This window comes from Snodgrassella sp. W8158 (assembly GCF_016100435.1).
Lineage (GTDB): Bacteria > Pseudomonadota > Gammaproteobacteria > Burkholderiales > Neisseriaceae > Snodgrassella > Snodgrassella alvi.
Genome location: NZ_JACFSM010000001.1, coordinates 583,785 through 602,000, shown reverse-complemented (window position 1 = coordinate 602,000; position 18,216 = coordinate 583,785). Strand labels below are relative to the sequence as shown.

The following is an 18,216-nucleotide window of genomic DNA, read 5'->3' as shown; positions in this document are numbered from 1 at the left end:
GGTTCTGAAGCGAGGACTGAATGGCTTATTAACGTTTATACACCTGCATCAATAGAATGTATGAAGAGAAAAGGTTTTTAAAAATTGTTGAGTGCCATATTAGATTTATATTCCTGATAAATATGAATTTGTACTTGGATAATTGAATGGACTCAGCTATAAGTTTCTAAAACGCGTCAAGCTGGACATTAGCAGCAATGATTAAGCTGAAAATGAGTGGTTGATTAACGTTTATACACCTGCCTCAATAGCATGTATGAGAAGAAAGTTTATTAGTCTCAGACAATTTTTAAATAGACAAAAATGGAGTATAAAGTGGCAAGTAATATTAAGAAATTTAGCTTAGTTGGATTTATTATATTGTGTATATTATGTGGATGTAGTACAGATGCTTCACGATTTGAGAAACTGCTAGCATTAAACGGATATGAGGGTAGTCGGGTAGTAGTATATCCTTCTGGCTGGTATGCTGAGCCACCTGCACAATATTTGGTAGATGAACGTGGACGCTATATTGATGCGAATGGAAATTATACTGATCATCCCGTAGAGAATCCCTATTACAGAGATTATATAAAACGTTTTAAGAAATAATAAATTTGGATAAGCATTAATTATAACAATGACATTATCATTATTGGTTTATTTCATAATAGAAATAAACTTTGGGAAAGAAGTAAAAGTGAGAGTGGCGGGTACTTGTTTGAAATCTATATAAAATAAGGTAATGAATGCATTGATATAATTGATAAAACCAATAACTATTTCATTGGATATTACATGATAAATATTAGTATAAATTGGTAGGAAAGAAATATTATGCAGATCCGAATCGCTAAAATCCGCTTACTTATTCTGACCGGTATCGGTATATTCCTGAGTGGCTGCAGTATATCCGACTGGTACAATGGTTATTATGCTGAAAGATCAGCAATTTCCCAATCACAAAGGGATGAAAATAATTATTACAATTCAGAATCGCCAGAAATGCAAAAGTTGAGAAAGCAGAATCAAACATATTGTTTAGATTTAGCACATAAGCCAGAAAACCGGGTTGCAAGAGATGGTTATCCAAATGGAGTATGGAATCAAGGTATGTTTGAAAATTGTATGGAAGACAGAGGAACACCAACATATGAAACCTGGGCGGGAATGCAGAAAAAAAAACGTGATGAAGAGCGAAGAGCAAAAGGTAAAAGAGTCATGTAAGTGTTGCTAGCCTGATATATCAGCCCTGTATTTAATTTTATAATATTAGCATTAAAAGATTAATTACAAGGCTGTATTTACGACAAAAATTCAAGAAAGCATTTTGATACGCTATATAGAAAAACAAATAATCAAGTTATTGGTGTTGTTGAGGAAAAAAAAGGAAATCAGTATATTTCAAGAGAGACAGTGATATTACCTGATTCTAATGGTTATTATGATATAAAGGCTACTATTCAAGGCCAGACTGGTCCAATGCGATTCAGATTGAAAAATGGACAAATGTTACGTTAGGAAGTAAAAATAATGTTAATACAGTCAAAAAAATTGTTTTTAATTATATTGTTAATGGTTTTTAACAAGTCAATATTTGCAAAACAAATTAGTATAAAAGAACAACAGGAATTTTTCTGTAAACTTGAGCAGTATGATCAATGCTTTTATACAGGAAAGTGTGATTATAAAGACTATGTAAATTATACGGATTATTTTATAAAAATTACCGGTGATATCAATCAAAATGCTAAATCTTTATATGATAAACTTCCTGATATATATCAATGGGCAGGTAATGATGAACTGAGTGAAAACTTTCCGCATTACATAATTTATAATGGTACTTTTGTAAGTAATTTAGCCTACGCATATATTGATTTAAAATATAAATGGTTATCATGGTATAAAAATAATACTGGAATAAGTTATAAAAAACCTAAAGATATATTTTTAAAAAATAAGGAGGCTTGCGGAGTAAAAATGTTTGGAAAATATTTATCTTTACCGTTGCCAGAAGATGCTGATGTAAAGACCTGCTTTTTTAATTATCGAATTAATGACCCATGGTGCCAACCAGATGACAAAATCTTAATGAAAAATTTATTCTGTCAATCAGGAAAAAAATGTGAGATTAAATGGTAATAATAAGAAATGATATTCATCATAAGCCATAGCGGAGCTGTACTGTTGTCTGTTATAAAATTTTTTGCTAAAACTGTATAATTTACAAACAGTTTTGATAAAAATACACTCAATACAGATAATTAAGTAGTTTAATGTCATAGAATAGACGTATTTTAATCTGTGTATTCCTCAAGAAACAACATTAAAACCTGATGCTAATGGTTATTATGATATTTGGGTTAATAGTTTTGATCCTCAGGGAAATCCTATAACGTATAAAGCACATTTCAGAATGATAAATGGACAACCTATGAAATAAAACAAAAGAATCTAATGTTTAATTATTTTAAAAGTATATTTTTGATATTTGTACTGGTTTTTATAGCGGAAAGGCCAGTACAGGCCGAAGATTTTGATATAAGAGAACAAAAGAAATTTTTTTGTCAATTGGAGAAATATGACCAGTGTTTTTATACAGGAAAGTGCACGTCTGATGAGTATAAAAACTATACTGATTATTTTGATAAAGTAACTGATTATAGTTATGATCAAGTTGGTGATATATATAATCTAATTCCTAAGATTTATAGAAAAGAAAATAAGTGAATCTGGATTAAAAAGAAATATACTTGAGTACGATAGTGCTTATCTTTTTGATATTTCAAATATTTATATGAAAGGAAAGTATAATTGGTTAACATGGTTTAAACATAAAACAGGAATAAGCCATCAATCTCCGAAAAATATATTTACAGAAAAAGAATCAGATGAATGTGGTGCTAAAATGTTTAATAAATACTTATCGTTACCGTTGCCGGAGGATGCAGATCTTTTAACATGTATTATTCATTATCAGTTTATATGGTCTTGCTTAGGATATGATAAAGAATTATCTAAAAATTTATTTTGTCAACTAGGCAATTCAAATTGTATTGTTATATATTAATATTGGTTAAATTTAATCATTTATTCAAACTATTAAATTTGATAGAAGCATATCAGTCCTCCTGAACTAACAGCATAGGAGGAATAGCAGGAATATAAGCTCTGGCACCGGTAGTATCGAAATGGCTGCATGGGAAGGAATCAAAAGATTTAACTGCAGATAATAAAACCAAATAAAGCGAGTGGAAAGTTTATAATATATGATATACAAAACCCTAATGATTATTTTGAATATCCTTGAGAAATTCTATGAACAAAAATTTTTTAATTATTATTTTATGTATTTTATTTAATGGATGTGCACATATACAACACAAAATCAATGTAAAGCCTGAGGAAGCTGATGTAAAATCTGAGAAAGGAAAATTTTTAACGGAGCAAGATACAGAAAAGGATTACATATTTTTGGAATTGACATGGAGTAATTTTCGAAAAGATGGATGGTTTTATTCCTATCATCCTGAACATATCAGCCACCCGGAAAAATGTATTTTATTGACTAAAAAAGCTCCTGAACCTGACAATGATAGATTAATTTATAAAGTTGATTGTTTTGATAAATAAAGGTATATAGAAATGGATAAACGTAAAAACTCGGTAATACTAAATAATATACTTGTCATATATCGATAGGGTAATTGGTTCAAATTATTTTAATTTAGCTTATTATCATAAGAGTAATAATTTAAATATAAGTAGGACAGAAACCGAAATTAAATTAGTAAATGCGTTGATTCCAATAGTGGCAATTTTATCAGGGTAGTGTTGGCGTAAACAATTAATTGGTTTTGGTCACGATTGTGACTATACCAGCCAGTACTACCCATAGCAGTGTTAATACCGGCAATATCATTACTGGTTAAGTAATGCAGCAGCAGAAATCGGCAAAATGGCTGTTCAGACAATTTCTGCTATCCATACTGGTATGACCAGTGACGACAATGCCGATAAAGCCAACAACTTTGACAAAGACAAAGTATAGAAAGAGCTGGATTTACAGCATGAGATCAGTCAGGGCTTCAGCGATAACATGCAGACAGCCTCTGCTATGATAAACAGTAAAAAAGATGCCCTCAAAGAAAAACTGAAAAATGAAGCACTGAGTCCGGAAGAACGTGAAAAATATGAAAAAGAACTGTCGCAGTGGAATGCAGGCGGATTACTGTTAAATGCGATAGGAGCAGGCCTGTCCGCCCCGACTAACAGCATAGGAGGGATAGTGGCAGCCACAGCCAGCCCGATAGTTTCATATCAGATAGGGCAGTACTTTAAAGGAAAAGATGCAGAAGGCAGCACTGCGCATCTGGTGGCGCACGCAGTAGTAGGAGCAGCAGTAGCGGCAGCAGGAGGAAATAATGCACTGGCTGGCGGACTGGCTGCGGCAGGAACAGAAGCTCTGGCGCCGGTAGTATCGAAATGGCTGTATGGCAAGGAATCAAAAGATTTAACTGCAGATGAAAAAGCCACGGTTTCATCAATCATAGGGTTGGCTGGAGCAGCAACAGGAGCGGCAGTAGGCGGCAGTATGGCTGATGTGGCACAGGGGAATCAGGCCGGGCATACGGCGGTTGATAATAATGCACTTCGTAACAGTAAGGGGGAAAGTAAACTTAACACTCAGGAAAAAATATTAAATGAAAAACTGAAAAAAGCAGGTGTACAAAGTGCGGATGATTATCAAAGAAAATATGATGCATGCAAAACAGATCAGTGCAGGATTCAGGTTGAAAAAGAATATTTAAAGGCCTCTGATGAAGCAAATAAAATCATATTGAATTTGTATATGACAGAACAAATAACAGAAGAAGAATCCAAAATATTATTGACAAGCTATGCTAATAAAATGATGAGGGGGGCTGGAGAAAGTCAGCGTAGGTTTGGTTCACGCATATTTGATTTAAATGCAAATGAATGGATACCAGCGAGCGTAATTGGCAATGCAGATTTCAACCAAATTACAATGTTAAATCTAGTCAAAAAAATGAAACGCTCTGGAGCTTCTGACGAACAGATAGCCATAAGAGTATTCCAATATCAAATTGCTGGGAGCTACATAGGGTCAGTTAGTATAATGCAACAGCAAGTTGATACATTACTCAACTCAGGAGTTAGTGTTGAAACAGTTATACGTGCACTGAGCATGAAAAAAGGAAGGAGACTAACCAATGACGAAATAGGTTTGATAAAAAATAGATATTCTGTAATGATGCAAAAGCAGGGTTCTAAAGCAAAAGCTGGAAAGGGGACGAGTGGAGCGGGACAAGCTGGAAATGCTGCTTCTGAGTTACCCGCTTTACCACCGGGTAAACAAGGTTCGGTAATTAGAAATGAGCTTCTTGATCATGAGTACAAACAAGCCTTAGATATTGTTGGGTACAAAGGTGGAACGTTTAAAGGAGCTACTGAGAAAAGCCAAGCTGGTATTGATGGTTGGTTAAATGGGGTTCCTGTGCAATTAAAAGAAGTTCAGGGTCAAAGTATCCACTCAATACGAAAGAATATTGTTGGCGGGGCAAATGATATGGCAAAAGCAGGCTATAAAGGTGATTTATATATAGATGCCTCTAAAACAGGTGTCAGTATGAATGAAATGATCAATCACTTTAAACCCGGTTCTCCAGTATCCAACATTACTAAAGAAGGTACGGTAAATAATATATATATCAAAACTCAGGACGGTTGGTTAAATGTCACCGGTGGTTCAATTACAAAGGGAGGGAGTAAGTAATGGCCAATGAATTTATGTTCCCAATTAAAGAAACACCTTCTTTTGAAGAATTATTGGATATTATAGTTGATGGTTTTAAGGTATATTCGTTACCAATAAGGCAGTTATCTGTCGGACTATCTGCAAGCAAAGGTATTGATCTATCAGATAAATTTGTAAATATACAAGACCATCAGTATGGATATTTTTGTTGGATAACTTTTCATTATTTTCAACCTGAATTTAGAGATGAAGCTGAAATCGATTTGCCTATTATGGTGGGTATAAAAACCCGAGGAGAAAATGAATTAAAATTTTCTGTAGTAATAGGGTATATATTAGCCAAAGCACTCGAGGCCAGAGTAATTTATGACGATGCTTATCTAGTACAGCGAAAAGAAGTCTATCCTGTAGATGAATTAAAGCCCTTTGTTGAACAATACATAAAAGAGCTCTATCCAGTAGATGAGTAATGAAGATCCCCGCCTAAGCCGCGGGGATCTTTTATTATTTTTTAGATCTGTATCGCAAGTTCAATAATCAGCTTGTTCTGCTCAACTTTAATGACCACGGGCAGCCCGGCATAAAAGCCTATCTGCTCCAGCCAGCGCCCCTTAATGGTCAGTTGCGGTCTGGGGTTAGGTTGCCCGCCATTAGGGCTGTATCCAACCGTTAAGCTGCGCTTGGGTCGGGGTTTTACCGTTCGGGTTTTGGTAATGCTGGAAAGGGGACGATAAATCAACAATATCTGGAAGAAATGTCTAAGAATGGCGTTAAATTCTCACCTGAAAATATTTTGAAAGTTGAAAAATTAGCTGATGGTAAAATAGTTTTTCTTGAGACAGGTAATTCATCGGCAGGGCTCCAACATATTGTAGAACGTCATGCCAGTGATTTTGCAAAAATAGGGGTTTCAGAATCACAAATACCTAATGTAGTTATAGACACTGTATCCAAAGGAAAGATTATTGGTTATCAAGGAAAAGGAACAGGACGACCAATTTATGAAATTACGATTAATGGACAAAAACAAAGAATAGCTGTTACAACTGGAAGTAATGGTTTTATTGTTGGAGCAAATCCTGCGGGGAGTAAGTAAATGAAGAAAATAAAATTAATGGCTGATTATGAATGTTATCCATTGTGGATTGATTCGGATAATGAAGTTGGAAATATTGATCCTGATTCCTTACTAATCAGTGATTCTCTCAAAAATGAGTTAAATAAGTGGTCAGATGACTATGATAAAACGTTGAATTCAGATAACCCGTTAGAATCTGGATTTAAAACTATTAATGAAGAAATAGCCTTTAAAGAAAAAGGGAAATGTTTACAAGAAAAATTACAAATAGAATTAGGTAATAATTACGACGTAATATATCAATCCTAGCAACTAGATCCCTTTACATTACTGGGATCTAATATTTTCCTAGAATGTACAAGAAATAAACATGAGTTTCAGTTTCAAAACTGGGTGTGTAGCTTGTCTGGGTTACTGAGGAAGATATAAGAAAATAATATGTTATTAATGATATCCGTCATCTTTTTGCTAAGTATGATTTTTTTAATTAAAAATCCCATATTGAATCAGTTAGTAATTTGCTCTACATTAAACCTCTTGAACAAACCCATTCAGACGAAGGGCGATATATCTACTTCTGACGATGGTCTTACTCATGTGGGCAGAGAGTTAGCCGTAGCAGGAGACAAAATAATACGTATGGGTGACAGTAGTTATAATTTCCACCATAAGATATGTTTGTCTCAATACATCAACCATCAACAAAGTGGTCAGAGTATCACCGCATAGGTCAGATTAACCAGTTTTCAGGAAATCGAATGCTGGAAAGGGAACGGCGGGACCTACACAGGTTGCAAGGGAAGGGATTGGAGTGCCAGTAACTCAATCTAAAAATCCACTTAGTCCAGTACAACAATATGATGCTTATGGAAATGAAATTGTTTATAGAACTATGTCACCAGAACAGTTTAAGCAATTTGAGCGAACAGGTATAATGCCAGCAACGACTGAAACTTCTGTTTCACCAGTATTAAAATATTCATCAAAGTATAACGGCATTACGGTTAAAATAGTAGTTAAACCAGGGACGTTTTCTCAGCTTGAAAAAATTGGGATTTCAGCAAACAAACCAGCAAGTACACAATTCCCTAATATGTCTACTCAAACAGGAAAATGGATGAATACGAATACTCGATTCATAGTGGAAGGAGGGCAAATGACAACCCAACTTGGGCAAGGTAAAGGCATAGAGATTTTTAATAAAAATATTGTCCATTTTGAAAAAGTAAAATAAAAGGTAAGAAATATGTTATTAAAGTTAGAAAATTCAAAAGTTCCTATGAAATTAGTTTATCTTTTATCTGAAGAGTTAAAAGATAATCCTGAGCAAATTGTAATGACACAGTCACTCACGCTCGATAAGTCGAGACCAAATATGGGTTTAAAAGGTACAAATGGCCTTTTTGGTTCTAAAGAATGGTGGAATAGTATTAAACAAGGAAAAATGCCTTTACTGCACGTGTCGGGAGTAATAACTAGAACCTATGTGGCAGGTCAAGATCCTTCTTCTGTAGATAATGCTTTTAGTTTACTATTAGATGATGGTTCCGAAGTTGAAGAAAGCATTTATAACTATATTAATTACAAGGATAAAAAGCTTTTTCAAAAAGGGGCTAAAGTTGAAATTATTTACGCATATGATGAACTGAAACGGCGAAATCATAATGGCGAAAAAGCTTACTTAGATATAGTATTAGAAATGGCTGTTTCATTAGAGCCCGTTGAATAAGTATCAATCCCCACCTAATTTGTGTGAGGATCTTTTATTGTTTTTTAAAACTTGCTTGTTAGTTTAATAATAAGTTTATTTTGCTTAACTTTAATGATAACTGTACAACCAACATAAAAGCCTATCTGCTCCAGCCAGCGCCCCTTAATGGCCAGTTGTGGTCTGGGGTTGCGATTTGCGCCTTGTGGCACATAACCGACGGTATAAAATCACTCAGTGGGTTGTAGTGCAGGTTCTTTGCATGTGGTTGATTTTAGCTTAGAATGTGCCTTAGCCATAGTTAACTCCTCGATAGTTAGTTGTGGTTAGCAGTGTTAAGGTGTTCGAGCACCTTAATGCTGCGCTATTGTTTACTGCATTAGCTTTTACTTCTTCTTTAGCCGCCCTGTTTTAACCAATCAACTGCTTAGCCTGATGCTTTAAAATCATGGCGTCTAAAATCTCTTTTACTGACTTCTGCTCGTCAGCGGTCATCTGTTTAACCGCCTCAAACTTAAGCTTAAGCTCGTCCTGTGGCTCCCGTTCACCTTCCTCAAATATCAGCCAGTCGGTGGTCACATTAAAGGTGGTGGCAATCTTCTTTAAGATATCTAAAGAGGGTTGGGCTTCGCCGGCTTCATAGCGGCGAACCTGAGTTAAATGTATACCGACCTTATCGGCCATCTGTGGCTGCGTCAGCTTATGCTGTTTAGGCAGCCATAAGGGTTTTTCAATATGAAATTGCTGAAAGCTACATAGGATAAGTTAATATAATACAACAGCAAGTTGATGCATTACTCAACTAAGGAGTCAGTGTTGAAACAGTTATACATGCACTGAGCATGAAAAAAAGAAGGAATCTAACCAATAACGAAATAGGTTTGATAAAAAATAGATATTATGTAATACAGCAAAAACAGCATCCTAAAGCAAAAGCTGCTAAATCAAATACTGAAAAGGGGATGACGAGTGCTCAAGGACTTATCGGTAAGGATTTTGAAAATTATTTGCATCAAACTTTAGGTGGTAAAGGTAGCTTTAAAAATCAAGGACGATAGTTTGGTGGCGCTTATGGTCCAAATAATTCAATCTGGTATGAAGCTAAATCAGGGCGCTATTGGCAAGATCGTGCTCAGGCAGGTAGTAAAGGATTTGAAAAATTTAAATCCGATGTGGGATCTCATGCGAGAATTGCCAAGCAAAATGGTGCGTCTTTTGAAGTGCATTCTAATACACCTATCCCTCAGCATGTTAAAGACTGGTTAACATCAAAGAACATACCTTTTAAGGAATATTAATATGGGAATGCAAGTCAGCATAGATATAAATTTTTCACAAGAATATTCTCCTAAAGAGATATTAAAGTGCCTGATAAATAGTGGCTGGAATATTTATTATCAAAATATGGTTACTTATCTATCGTCAAATGATATCGAAGATTATGACTGGTTGAATACAGACATGAATCTGTTCAATTTAGACGAGTTTATAAACTCTCATAATATTATGGATAAAGTCGGTATAGTGATGGTTTATGATAATGAATCAGGGGGTAATTTATTAATTTACCCTAACTATTTATCTATGTCACTGTCAATAAATCGTCAGTATTTATCTGGGGAAGATATTCCAGATTTTAATTGGTATCTAAAAAAAATGAGTGTTTTTTTGAGAAATATAAAACTATCTAGCATACAGTGTGAAACCATCTACTAATGAATAATCCACACCTCACCTGTGGGGATTTTGTTTTACCTTTTATCTCAGCCCATCAATCCTGATAATCAGCAATCCTTGCTGTGCATCAATGATGACTGGCTGACCGGTGGTAAAGCAGGAAAGGGAATGAATGGTAATTCTCTGAATGGAATTTTTGGCAAAACTACCCCAAAAAGACTATTTACGGTAAGCAATATGCGTCGATTGGAACAAGCCAAGTGCGGGAGAGAAAGCGACAATTATTAATAAACCAAAGGAATAGAAAATGAATAAGATTAAATGGATAACTCAGGCGATAGCGCAGCCTTGTGAAGTACAGAAAAGTTTATTTCCTGATTTTGTGAACGTTGCGGACGAGCTGGCTGTTGAGTGGGAAATGGCTTTAGATGAATTAAACGATCCTTTGGTCGCATCTTCTTTCACGTCTGAGCAAAAATTGGCAATTAAACAGTTAGATGATTATATGTTATCTATAAGTGGAGCACCTAACATCCAATACTGGAACAACGATGCGCTTTGTCAATGTGCTGAGTGGAAAAATATGAGAGAAATGGCTATGGCGATATTACTCATCATGGGATGGGAAATTACCGTACCGGCAAAACCTGTTGCTCTATATATCAATCACAGTTAAATATAAGATCCTAGCCTGTTGTATAGCAATCCCCGCCTTAACTCGCGAGGATATTGTTTTACCTCTTAGCTCAGCCCTTCAATCCTGATAATAAACAGCCCATGTTGCGCATCGATGATGAATGACTGACCAGTGGTAAAGCCAAAGGCTTCTAGCCAGCAGCCTTTAATAGGTAGTTGCGGTCTGGTGTTGGGGCCTATGGCTTGGGGTGTTAACCAATGGTGTAAAATCGTTCGGTGGGTTGCAGTGCCTTAGCCATAGTTAACTCCTGTAAGGTTAGTTTTGGTTAGCAGTGGTAGCAGGTTGCCGCCTGTTACTGCTGCGTTACTTGCTTAATACGTCAAATAAGAGAGGATACTAATGAATAAATTGGATAAAGTTATTAATCAGTTAAAAGAGTTATCAAATGGAGAGGTAATAAATGTCCCTCTTCCTGATGATAACTTGCTTGATGATTATGAAAAAAATATTAATTTCAGCTTTTCAACTGAATATAGAAAGCTTCTCAAAGAAGCCAGTAATATTTTCTACGGTACAATAGAATTATTACTAGTAACAAGAGATAAAAAATATCCATCTGAATTATCGACAGTGCTTAATGAAGCTAGGGAGCAAGGTCTACCAGAAGACTGGTTACCAATATGTGAAGATAATGGAAGTTATTATTGTTTAACACCAAATGATACAGTACGATATTGGACGTTAGATGGCTATAGTAATGATACTTGGGAAGATCTTTCAGATTGGGTTGAACAAGTATGGATTAATGAAAATTAAATATCGCAAACAAGCCCAAAATAAATATGAAGTCTGGAATTTTTTATTCTGACAGGTTGATCAATTTTGAAAACCTAAGATCCCAATTTTGAACTGGGATTTTATTTTCACTTTCTAGTCTTGCCCCTCAATCCTAATAATAAACAGCCCATGTTGCGCATCGATGATGACTGGCTGACCGATGGTAAAGCCAAAGGCTTCTAGCCAGCAGCCTTTAATAGGTAGTTGCGGTCTGGGGTTGGATCCTATGGCTTGGGGTGTTAACCAATGGTGTAAAATCGTTCGGTGGGTTGCAGTGCCTTAGCCATAGTTAACTCCTGTGAAGTTAGTTGTGGTTAGCAGTGGTAGCAGGTTGCCGCCTATTATTGCTGCTTACTTATTGTTTTATTATTCTTATTTAGCCAGTAATTTAATCTGAGTCTTGGTTAAAAAGGCTTCTAAAAATATCTTAATCACGGTTTGTTTTCTTCTGGTAGCTTCTCAATCTTTTGAAACAGGTTTAAAAACTCATGGTCTTTTAATCTTGACTTGGTAGCTTGGTCTTGTGCGCCTTCTAGTATCTAGTGCTAGAAAGGGGACGAAGCTTGAAATAGATCCAAAAAATTTGATTATCTTTATGGCAAAGTAAATAGCGGAGAACATAATACTGCTCGCTCAACTCAATTATCCCAAATGATGAGACGGCTTGGGCTACAGACTAATGAAACAGGTACAGCTATTTTAACTGAACACTTTAATAAAGTAGTAAATACAAAAGGTAATGTTATTAATGATGACAAAAAAGGTTCTCAGAGTTTTGAAGTTAGAGAATCTTTCTTAATGGGGCCATCAGGAAAAGGTACTGTATTACAAACGTCATTTGAAATTATGCCATATGGTTCACGTAGATTTGTAACAACAATTCCAAAAGAAGGAAAAAAATAAATGTTTATTCAATCTTTTCCAGATGAAATAGATTTGTTAGCTTTTTTTGAGGGAGAACCTATTTTTCAGAATACAGAGGATTTACACTTTGCATACAAATATATTGATCAAAATGAAATGTCTATACTTTTTTCGTTTAGTGCAACTGGAGGTTGGATACAAACAATTATAGAGTTTAAACAGAAAAAAATAGCGCACAATCTAATGGAAGGTGTGGAATACTTTAAGATAGAAAAAGATGTTGATGGTGAGTACCTAACGACTGAAGTTGTACTAGAGGATACAAGAACAAAGGTTGAAATAAGATTACAACCTTTTATTTCTACTGAATTTTCAACATTAATAAGATGATTAATTGATCTGTCTTTGATTTAATCATGGGATTGATATTATCAAGGACAGATCTATATTACTTTATTTTAGATAGGCTTCTCAATCCTGATAATCAACAGCCCCTGTTGCGCATCTATGATGAATGGCTGAGCGGTGGTAAAGCTGGAAAGAGAATGAATGGTAATGCTTTGGAATGGAATTCTTGGTAAAACTACCCCAAAAGACTATTGACGGTAAGCAATATGCGTCGATTGGAAACAGATTATATTCACAACATGCAGTTGATAGGATGCAACTACCAGAGTTAGGGTTCCCTGCCGGTACAGTTGGAGCTGGTCGTAACATTTCTCCTAATATTGTAGAGCACACTATACAAACTGGAACAAAAACCAGTTCAATGGTTAATGGTGTAAAAAGGACTGTATATTGGAGTGGTGATGTAGGTGTTGTTACCGAAAGGAATAGTAAAATTGTAGTGACCATTCTCAGAAGGAGTGAAAATTGATGAATTGGATATATCCAGATGTTATTAATAATCTTAAAAAAAATGTGATTCTTATTTAAATAAAAAAATTAGTTTGGATGAAATACAATCTAGTATTTATGAAGCTGAGCATCAGATACTGGCATTAGAAGAAAAATGGTTAAGAGAATTGCTATTTGATGCAGAAAATCAAATTGAATTAAATCGTTATACGATAGATAGTGAAAAGCTAGAACAATCTGTTGAACTTATTATCAAAAATATAATGACTAAAATATCATAATAAGAATAATTCCTACCTAACTATTAGAGATTCTAATTATTATCTTTCAGACTTATATAGCAAGTTGAGTAAATAATTTACCCTACTCTATTGTTATAATTATGAGCTTACTCCAGAGTCTGTAAAATTAACAAGCCAAAAACAGTTAAGAAGTTTTCAGTCAGCTGTAAATAACGCTACTAAAAATAATATTCCTTATAATGATAGAGTTACTGTCAATGGGTGGCAATTGGAGTTTAAACCACCTAGATCAGTGGTGAGTTACCAACAATTACCCATATACGATATATGAGAGCGTACTAATGGATATCTTAATTAATAATCCAATAAAATTTCTATAGACACAATTGAAATAGATGAGCATTTGCCTTCATTAAAATTGTACATTTCGATTGATATTGAAAAAAGTGGTTTCGAGCTAAAAATGTGTCAGTAGCTTGGTTTGAATGTAATGTTTTTGATTCTTTCATTAAAGACCTACAATTATCTAAATTCGCAGTATTTAAGGATATGAATGATAATTTCAAACTAGAAATAGACATTAAAAAGAAAAAGTTGTATTGGTTTTCTCTTGAAGAAGACATTAATGAAAATATATCTAAATCTGAAGGCTACGAAAGGATCGATTTAGACGATAGGGATAATATATTAAATGCTTTTATAGCGTATCCAAAATGGTGGTGATCAATAATCCCCGCCTAATTAGTGGGGATTATTTTTATCGCTGGAAAGAGGTCTAGTGGAGCGGGACAAGCTGGAAATGCTGCTTCTGAGTTATCCACTTTACTACCAGATAAACAAGGTTCCGTTATTAAAAATGCACTTGCGCCACATGAATATCAACAAACATCAGATATGGTGAAATATAAAGGTGGTACTTTTAAAGGAGCAGAAAAAGCAAACAATCCTAGTATTGATGGTTGGCTTGATGGGGTTCCTGTTCAATTGAAAGAAGTTCAAGGGTAAAGCATACATGCGGTCCGACGAAACATTACTGATGGTGCTAAGGATATGGCCAAGCAAGGATATAAAGGTGATTTATAAATAGATGCTTCTAAAACAGGTGTGAGTATGAATGAAATGATTAATCATTTTAAACCAGGATCACCTGTATGCAATATTACAAAAGAAGGTACTGTAAGTAATATTTATATTAAAACTCAAGATGGTTAGTTAAATGTAACTGGCAGCTCAATATCAAAAGGCGGAAGTAAATAATGACTAATGAAATCATGTTTCCAATTAAAGAAACTTCCTCTTTCGATAAAATAGTTAAAGGATTAGTTAGTAATCTGAAAGAGCTATTAATTGATACAAGAATGATTTCTATTGGGGTTTTAAATAATAGTGATTTAGATTTATCTCATGGTTTTATAATTATTCAGGATCATAGTAACGATAATGTATGCTGGAGTAATTTTTCTTACTTTGAACCAGAAGTTAGAGATGAGTCAGAAGCTGATTTACCAATTATGTCAGGAGTAATCTATCGTGGAGAGAAAAACCGAAAATTTTCAGTATTGGTTACTTACATACTAGCTAAGATTCTTGAAGCCAGAGTAATTTATGATGATGCTTATCTAGTACAGCGAAATGAAGTCTATCCTGTAGAGGAATTAAAGCCCTTTGTTGAACAATATATTAAAGAGCTCTATCCAGTAGATTAAGTAATGAGACTCCCCGCCTAAGCACCGGGGAGCTTTTATCATTATCCAGATCTGCATAGCAAGTCAGATAATCGGTCGGTCTTGCTGGAAAATGAACGACCGTAATAAATCCTGATGAAATCAGATTTTCACAGAATAAAGTTTCTTATAACAAAACTGAACGAGGGACTACTATCATATGGAATCTGTGCGGGAATGCAAAAAAACATGATGAGAGCTAAGAGCAAAAGGTAAAAGAGTCATGTACGTGTTGCTAGCCTGATAATATTATCCCCATATTTATATCTTAATGGACAATATCATAATAATACAGATAAAAATAATTATAGAAACGGTATTTTCTATTAATTGGTATTTTTAGTGAAAGCATGTATTATAAAAAATAAATCATATTGAAGTGAAATTATGACTAAGAAAAAATACTCACCTGATAAATTTGATGAAATTGGCACCATTGATTAAGTTAAGAATTAATCATTTAAGATTAATATTATGATTAATCATATTAATTAAAATATGAGAAAAATTTGAGAATTTCTAACTGAAAAGTGAAAGATTATCTAATGTATTTATTTGAGTATCTAATTTATATTTATTTTAAAATTGATTAAATATATTTAATTTAAGGAAAATAAACCAAATTTACAACAAAAATTGTTAATTAAATTAAATTTATATTTAATATTTTTTAAAACAATAATTTAATTCTAATTTTTGAATATCTGACCTGAAGCCAGAAAAAGAAAACTATAATAGCTTGATATATTTATATATAATATTTTTTAATTTAATATATTGAAATATTTATATAAAATTAATTTCTATAAATATTTTTTTCTGTAAATACCTGAACTAAATTTTCTTAATAAAATAATTTATTATAAATAAATCAGTTAAATAATTTGTTTAGTTAATTTATGTATTATATTATTAATTAAAATAATAATTTGTAGGTAATGTTATGAATATCAGTAAATACCTATTTTTTTTAAGTCTAATTAACGGGGTAATATATCAGACGTATGCTGCACCATCGTCAGGTCCGGCTAATCCGGCAGATATTGAACAGCAGCAGATTATTCGCGAACAGCAAAGGCTGAAACAGTTTCAGGAAAAAATGCAGCCTGAAGTCAATGTGCGATTACAGCCTCCGCAAATTGAAGGTACGGTTAACGGTTTACCTCAGGATGAAAAACCATGTTTTGCCATCAGAAGCATCAAGTTAAATGGTGATCAGGCACAACGGTTTCAATTTGCATTAAATAAAGCTATTAATCAGAGTAAATTCAAACCGGGATTGTGTCTGGGTAGCAATGGCATCAATTATATTATGACACTGGCGCAGAATGCAGTAATAGACAGGGGATATACTACTACACGCATTCTGGCCAGCCCGCAGGATTTAAGTACTGGTGAGCTGGTATTGACAGTTATTCCGGGACGAATTCATGAAATTCGTTATAACCTTGATAATGCTGATCAGACACATGTAAATCGTATTCGTCGTATTCAGAATGAATTTCCTGCCAGATCTGGTGACATATTGAATCTGCGGGATTTAGAACAAGGACTGGAAAACCTGAAACGCGTACCGACAGTAGAGGCAGATATCCAGATAGTGCCGGCTGAAGCACCGAACGAAAGTGATGTGGTTGTTTCATGGTCGCAGCGTAAAGTACCAGTACGGATTAGCTTTAATGCAGATGACTCAGGTAGTCATGCTACCGGACGTTATCAGGGCGGTGTAACTTTATCTGTTGATAATCCGTTAGGTTTAAGTGATCTGTTTTATGTGAACTATAACCATGATCTGGGTAGTAAAGACAGTACAGTAGATATTGATGGTAATCGTACCGGCAGTGGTACACACGGCTATTCCCTTCATTATTCAGTGCCGGTAGGAAACTGGCTGATAGCTTTTAACCAGAATTATTACCGCTACCATCAGGCTATAGCCGGTTATAACCAGAATTATGATTATAACGGCAGCAGTGAAAATACAGATTTGGGGATAACCCGAATGATATATCGTAACAGCCACCGTAAAATTGATGTAAGTGCCAGAATATGGCGGCGTAAATCTCATAACTATATAGACGATGCTGAAATCGAAGTACAGAGAAGGCATACGGCAGGCTGGGCTATAGGGCTGAATCATCAGGAATATTTAGGAAATGCCATACTAAATCTGAGTGCAGGTTATAAACGTGGAACCGGTGCAGACCACAGTTTACGGGCAGCAGAAGAAGAATTCGGTGAAGGCACCTCGCGGATGGAAATAATCACACTGGATGCTTCACTGATGAAGCCGTTCAGGGTAGGAAAATATAACTTTAGCTATGACACCTCGTTTCACGGGCAGTGGAATAAAACCCCGTTAATTACTCAGGATCAAGTATCAATAGGCGGGCGCTACACTGTGCGGGGATTTGACGGAGAGCTCACTCTGATGGGAGAGCAGGGCTGGTACTGGAATAACAATCTGAACTGGCAGTACTTACCGGGTCATCAGGTATATGCGGGGATTGACGTAGGGCATATAACGGGAAGAACAAGTGAAATGCAGTTAGGAAAGACGCTGGCGGGTACGGTACTGGGTTTTAAAGGTCAAATAAAGGCTGGCGGGAACTGGTATTACGACGTATTTATGGGAAAGCCGATTTATAAACCGCAGCATTTCCGTACAGACAAAACTACATTCGGATTTAATCTGAATTATTCACTTTAGAGCTGTAATACAAATTTATTCAAAATATAGCGTTGATTATGAAATAAAGAGGATTGCATGATGAATAATAGAGTTACCGGAAAAATTACGAATAATCGATCAAATGATAATTATTGT

26 protein-coding genes and 1 pseudogene are annotated in these 18,216 nt (G+C 34.8%); 22 read left to right on the top strand and 5 right to left on the bottom strand.

The window, feature by feature from the left end:
• Positions 1 to 315: 315 nt before the first annotated feature.
• From H3V11_RS02670 to H3V11_RS02645, 6 genes are all read left to right on the top strand, one after another.
• Entirely contained in the window at positions 316 to 594 is a 279-nt protein-coding gene (locus tag H3V11_RS02670) for a hypothetical protein (protein WP_143555317.1), read from the top strand.
• A 225-nt stretch (positions 595 to 819) separates the two neighbouring features.
• Positions 820 to 1,209, top strand: coding sequence for a hypothetical protein (locus tag H3V11_RS02665; protein WP_198223545.1), 390 nt, complete (start codon positions 820 to 822; stop codon positions 1,207 to 1,209).
• 306 nt (positions 1,210 to 1,515) lie between these two features.
• Positions 1,516 to 2,127, top strand: coding sequence for a hypothetical protein (locus tag H3V11_RS02660; protein ID WP_198223544.1), 612 nt, complete (start codon positions 1,516 to 1,518; stop codon positions 2,125 to 2,127).
• 1,176 nt (positions 2,128 to 3,303) lie between these two features.
• Positions 3,304 to 3,618, top strand: a complete 315-nt coding sequence (locus H3V11_RS02655) for a hypothetical protein (RefSeq protein ID WP_084563729.1) — start codon at positions 3,304 to 3,306, stop codon at positions 3,616 to 3,618.
• A gap of 466 nt (positions 3,619 to 4,084) precedes the next feature.
• Positions 4,085 to 5,782, top strand: a complete 1,698-nt coding sequence (locus tag H3V11_RS02650) for a VENN motif pre-toxin domain-containing protein (protein WP_198223543.1) — start codon at positions 4,085 to 4,087, stop codon at positions 5,780 to 5,782.
• On the top strand, positions 5,782 to 6,234 hold the full coding sequence (locus tag H3V11_RS02645; RefSeq protein WP_078474266.1) for a hypothetical protein: 453 nt from the start codon (positions 5,782 to 5,784) through the stop codon (positions 6,232 to 6,234). The genes H3V11_RS02650 and H3V11_RS02645 overlap by 1 nt, the downstream gene beginning before the upstream one ends.
• A 41-nt stretch (positions 6,235 to 6,275) precedes the next feature.
• On the opposite strand, the gene H3V11_RS02640 is transcribed toward H3V11_RS02645, so the two are convergent.
• Positions 6,276 to 6,503 carry a SymE family type I addiction module toxin gene (locus tag H3V11_RS02640; protein WP_180214751.1) on the bottom strand — a complete coding sequence of 76 codons (228 nt, stop codon included), beginning with the start codon at positions 6,501 to 6,503 and terminating at the stop codon, positions 6,276 to 6,278.
• Positions 6,504 to 6,518: 15 nt separating this feature from the next.
• Between H3V11_RS02640 and H3V11_RS02635 the strand changes: the two genes are divergently transcribed.
• The 4 genes from H3V11_RS02635 to H3V11_RS02620 all read left to right on the top strand — a co-directional run bounded on the left by H3V11_RS02635 (position 6,519) and on the right by H3V11_RS02620 (position 8,571).
• The gene (locus tag H3V11_RS02635; protein ID WP_034884696.1) at positions 6,519 to 6,860 is read left to right on the top strand and encodes a hypothetical protein; all 342 of its coding nucleotides are present in this window, start codon (positions 6,519 to 6,521) and stop codon (positions 6,858 to 6,860) included.
• Complete coding sequence (locus tag H3V11_RS02630; RefSeq protein ID WP_025331481.1) at positions 6,861 to 7,151, top strand: hypothetical protein; 291 nt, start codon at positions 6,861 to 6,863, stop codon at positions 7,149 to 7,151.
• 502 nt (positions 7,152 to 7,653) lie between these two features.
• On the top strand, positions 7,654 to 8,076 hold the full coding sequence (locus H3V11_RS02625) for a hypothetical protein (RefSeq protein WP_198223542.1): 423 nt from the start codon (positions 7,654 to 7,656) through the stop codon (positions 8,074 to 8,076).
• A gap of 12 nt (positions 8,077 to 8,088) precedes the next feature.
• Positions 8,089 to 8,571, top strand: a complete 483-nt coding sequence (locus H3V11_RS02620; RefSeq protein WP_034884800.1) for a hypothetical protein — start codon at positions 8,089 to 8,091, stop codon at positions 8,569 to 8,571.
• 44 nt (positions 8,572 to 8,615) lie between these two features.
• Here H3V11_RS02620 and H3V11_RS12035 read toward each other — a convergent pair.
• Positions 8,616 to 8,768 (bottom strand): annotated as a pseudogene (locus tag H3V11_RS12035) (SymE family type I addiction module toxin); the annotation flags it as partial.
• 193 nt (positions 8,769 to 8,961) lie between these two features.
• A complete protein-coding gene (locus tag H3V11_RS02610) occupies positions 8,962 to 9,267 on the bottom strand; it encodes a helix-turn-helix transcriptional regulator (protein ID WP_342351409.1) in 306 nt (101 codons plus the stop codon).
• 125 nt (positions 9,268 to 9,392) lie between these two features.
• Here H3V11_RS02610 and H3V11_RS02605 point away from each other — a divergent pair, with 125 nt between their 5' ends.
• The 3 genes from H3V11_RS02605 (at position 9,393) to H3V11_RS02595 (ending at position 10,903) form a co-directional block, all read left to right on the top strand.
• Positions 9,393 to 9,608, top strand: coding sequence for a hypothetical protein (locus tag H3V11_RS02605; RefSeq protein WP_037474624.1), 216 nt, complete (start codon positions 9,393 to 9,395; stop codon positions 9,606 to 9,608).
• Between the two features lie 241 nt (positions 9,609 to 9,849).
• On the top strand, positions 9,850 to 10,266 hold the full coding sequence (locus tag H3V11_RS02600; protein ID WP_198223541.1) for a hypothetical protein: 417 nt from the start codon (positions 9,850 to 9,852) through the stop codon (positions 10,264 to 10,266).
• A 268-nt stretch (positions 10,267 to 10,534) separates the two neighbouring features.
• Entirely contained in the window at positions 10,535 to 10,903 is a 369-nt protein-coding gene (locus tag H3V11_RS02595; protein ID WP_025331488.1) for a hypothetical protein, read from the top strand.
• A gap of 65 nt (positions 10,904 to 10,968) precedes the next feature.
• Here H3V11_RS02595 and H3V11_RS12030 read toward each other — a convergent pair whose 3' ends face one another.
• On the bottom strand, positions 10,969 to 11,103 hold the full coding sequence (locus tag H3V11_RS12030; protein WP_370570081.1) for a SymE family type I addiction module toxin: 135 nt from the start codon (positions 11,101 to 11,103) through the stop codon (positions 10,969 to 10,971).
• A 160-nt stretch (positions 11,104 to 11,263) separates the two neighbouring features.
• On the opposite strand from H3V11_RS12030, the gene H3V11_RS02585 reads away from it, so the two are divergent.
• Positions 11,264 to 11,680, top strand: coding sequence for an SMI1/KNR4 family protein (locus tag H3V11_RS02585; RefSeq protein ID WP_078474261.1), 417 nt, complete (start codon positions 11,264 to 11,266; stop codon positions 11,678 to 11,680).
• A gap of 114 nt (positions 11,681 to 11,794) precedes the next feature.
• Here the strand turns inward: H3V11_RS02585 and H3V11_RS12025 are convergent, their stop codons facing one another.
• The gene (locus tag H3V11_RS12025) at positions 11,795 to 11,929 is read right to left on the bottom strand and encodes a SymE family type I addiction module toxin (RefSeq protein ID WP_370530634.1); all 135 of its coding nucleotides are present in this window, start codon (positions 11,927 to 11,929) and stop codon (positions 11,795 to 11,797) included.
• Positions 11,930 to 12,352: 423 nt separating this feature from the next.
• Between H3V11_RS12025 and H3V11_RS02575 the strand changes: the two genes are divergently transcribed.
• The 8 genes from H3V11_RS02575 (at position 12,353) to H3V11_RS02540 (ending at position 18,099) form a co-directional block, all read left to right on the top strand.
• Positions 12,353 to 12,604, top strand: coding sequence for a hypothetical protein (locus H3V11_RS02575; RefSeq protein ID WP_198219301.1), 252 nt, complete (start codon positions 12,353 to 12,355; stop codon positions 12,602 to 12,604).
• Complete coding sequence (locus H3V11_RS02570) at positions 12,605 to 12,955, top strand: hypothetical protein (RefSeq protein WP_198223540.1); 351 nt, start codon at positions 12,605 to 12,607, stop codon at positions 12,953 to 12,955.
• A 175-nt stretch (positions 12,956 to 13,130) separates the two neighbouring features.
• Positions 13,131 to 13,442 carry a hypothetical protein gene (locus H3V11_RS02565; protein WP_198223539.1) on the top strand — a complete coding sequence of 104 codons (312 nt, stop codon included), beginning with the start codon at positions 13,131 to 13,133 and terminating at the stop codon, positions 13,440 to 13,442.
• A 73-nt stretch (positions 13,443 to 13,515) separates the two neighbouring features.
• A complete protein-coding gene (locus H3V11_RS02560) occupies positions 13,516 to 13,704 on the top strand; it encodes a hypothetical protein (protein ID WP_198223538.1) in 189 nt (62 codons plus the stop codon).
• Positions 13,705 to 14,130: 426 nt separating this feature from the next.
• Positions 14,131 to 14,388, top strand: coding sequence for a hypothetical protein (locus H3V11_RS02555; protein ID WP_198223537.1), 258 nt, complete (start codon positions 14,131 to 14,133; stop codon positions 14,386 to 14,388).
• A gap of 21 nt (positions 14,389 to 14,409) precedes the next feature.
• Positions 14,410 to 14,670 carry a hypothetical protein gene (locus H3V11_RS02550; protein ID WP_198223536.1) on the top strand — a complete coding sequence of 87 codons (261 nt, stop codon included), beginning with the start codon at positions 14,410 to 14,412 and terminating at the stop codon, positions 14,668 to 14,670.
• A 251-nt stretch (positions 14,671 to 14,921) separates the two neighbouring features.
• Positions 14,922 to 15,371: a hypothetical protein gene (locus H3V11_RS02545; protein ID WP_174830637.1), complete on the top strand. Its 450-nt coding sequence runs from the start codon at positions 14,922 to 14,924 to the stop codon at positions 15,369 to 15,371.
• 961 nt (positions 15,372 to 16,332) lie between these two features.
• Positions 16,333 to 18,099: a ShlB/FhaC/HecB family hemolysin secretion/activation protein gene (locus tag H3V11_RS02540; RefSeq protein WP_198223535.1), complete on the top strand. Its 1,767-nt coding sequence runs from the start codon at positions 16,333 to 16,335 to the stop codon at positions 18,097 to 18,099.
• The last annotated feature ends 117 nt before the right edge of the window (positions 18,100 to 18,216 follow it).

Coding starts and splice junctions, on each gene's coding strand:
- H3V11_RS02545 (WP_174830637.1), top strand. CDS start 14,922: ATGACTAATGAAATCATGTTTCCAATTAAAGAAACTTCCTCTTTCGAT.
- H3V11_RS02540 (WP_198223535.1), top strand. CDS start 16,333: ATGAATATCAGTAAATACCTATTTTTTTTAAGTCTAATTAACGGGGTA.
- H3V11_RS02620 (WP_034884800.1), top strand. CDS start 8,089: ATGTTATTAAAGTTAGAAAATTCAAAAGTTCCTATGAAATTAGTTTAT.
- H3V11_RS02630 (WP_025331481.1), top strand. CDS start 6,861: ATGAAGAAAATAAAATTAATGGCTGATTATGAATGTTATCCATTGTGG.
- H3V11_RS02570 (WP_198223540.1), top strand. CDS start 12,605: ATGTTTATTCAATCTTTTCCAGATGAAATAGATTTGTTAGCTTTTTTT.
- H3V11_RS02660 (WP_198223544.1), top strand. CDS start 1,516: ATGTTAATACAGTCAAAAAAATTGTTTTTAATTATATTGTTAATGGTT.
- H3V11_RS02585 (WP_078474261.1), top strand. CDS start 11,264: ATGAATAAATTGGATAAAGTTATTAATCAGTTAAAAGAGTTATCAAAT.
- H3V11_RS02605 (WP_037474624.1), top strand. CDS start 9,393: ATGAAAAAAAGAAGGAATCTAACCAATAACGAAATAGGTTTGATAAAA.
- H3V11_RS02665 (WP_198223545.1), top strand. CDS start 820: ATGCAGATCCGAATCGCTAAAATCCGCTTACTTATTCTGACCGGTATC.
- H3V11_RS02645 (WP_078474266.1), top strand. CDS start 5,782: ATGGCCAATGAATTTATGTTCCCAATTAAAGAAACACCTTCTTTTGAA.
- H3V11_RS02655 (WP_084563729.1), top strand. CDS start 3,304: ATGAACAAAAATTTTTTAATTATTATTTTATGTATTTTATTTAATGGA.
- H3V11_RS02635 (WP_034884696.1), top strand. CDS start 6,519: ATGTCTAAGAATGGCGTTAAATTCTCACCTGAAAATATTTTGAAAGTT.
- H3V11_RS02565 (WP_198223539.1), top strand. CDS start 13,131: ATGGAATTCTTGGTAAAACTACCCCAAAAGACTATTGACGGTAAGCAA.
- H3V11_RS02575 (WP_198219301.1), top strand. CDS start 12,353: ATGATGAGACGGCTTGGGCTACAGACTAATGAAACAGGTACAGCTATT.
- H3V11_RS02650 (WP_198223543.1), top strand. CDS start 4,085: ATGCAGACAGCCTCTGCTATGATAAACAGTAAAAAAGATGCCCTCAAA.
- H3V11_RS02595 (WP_025331488.1), top strand. CDS start 10,535: ATGAATAAGATTAAATGGATAACTCAGGCGATAGCGCAGCCTTGTGAA.
- H3V11_RS02600 (WP_198223541.1), top strand. CDS start 9,850: ATGGGAATGCAAGTCAGCATAGATATAAATTTTTCACAAGAATATTCT.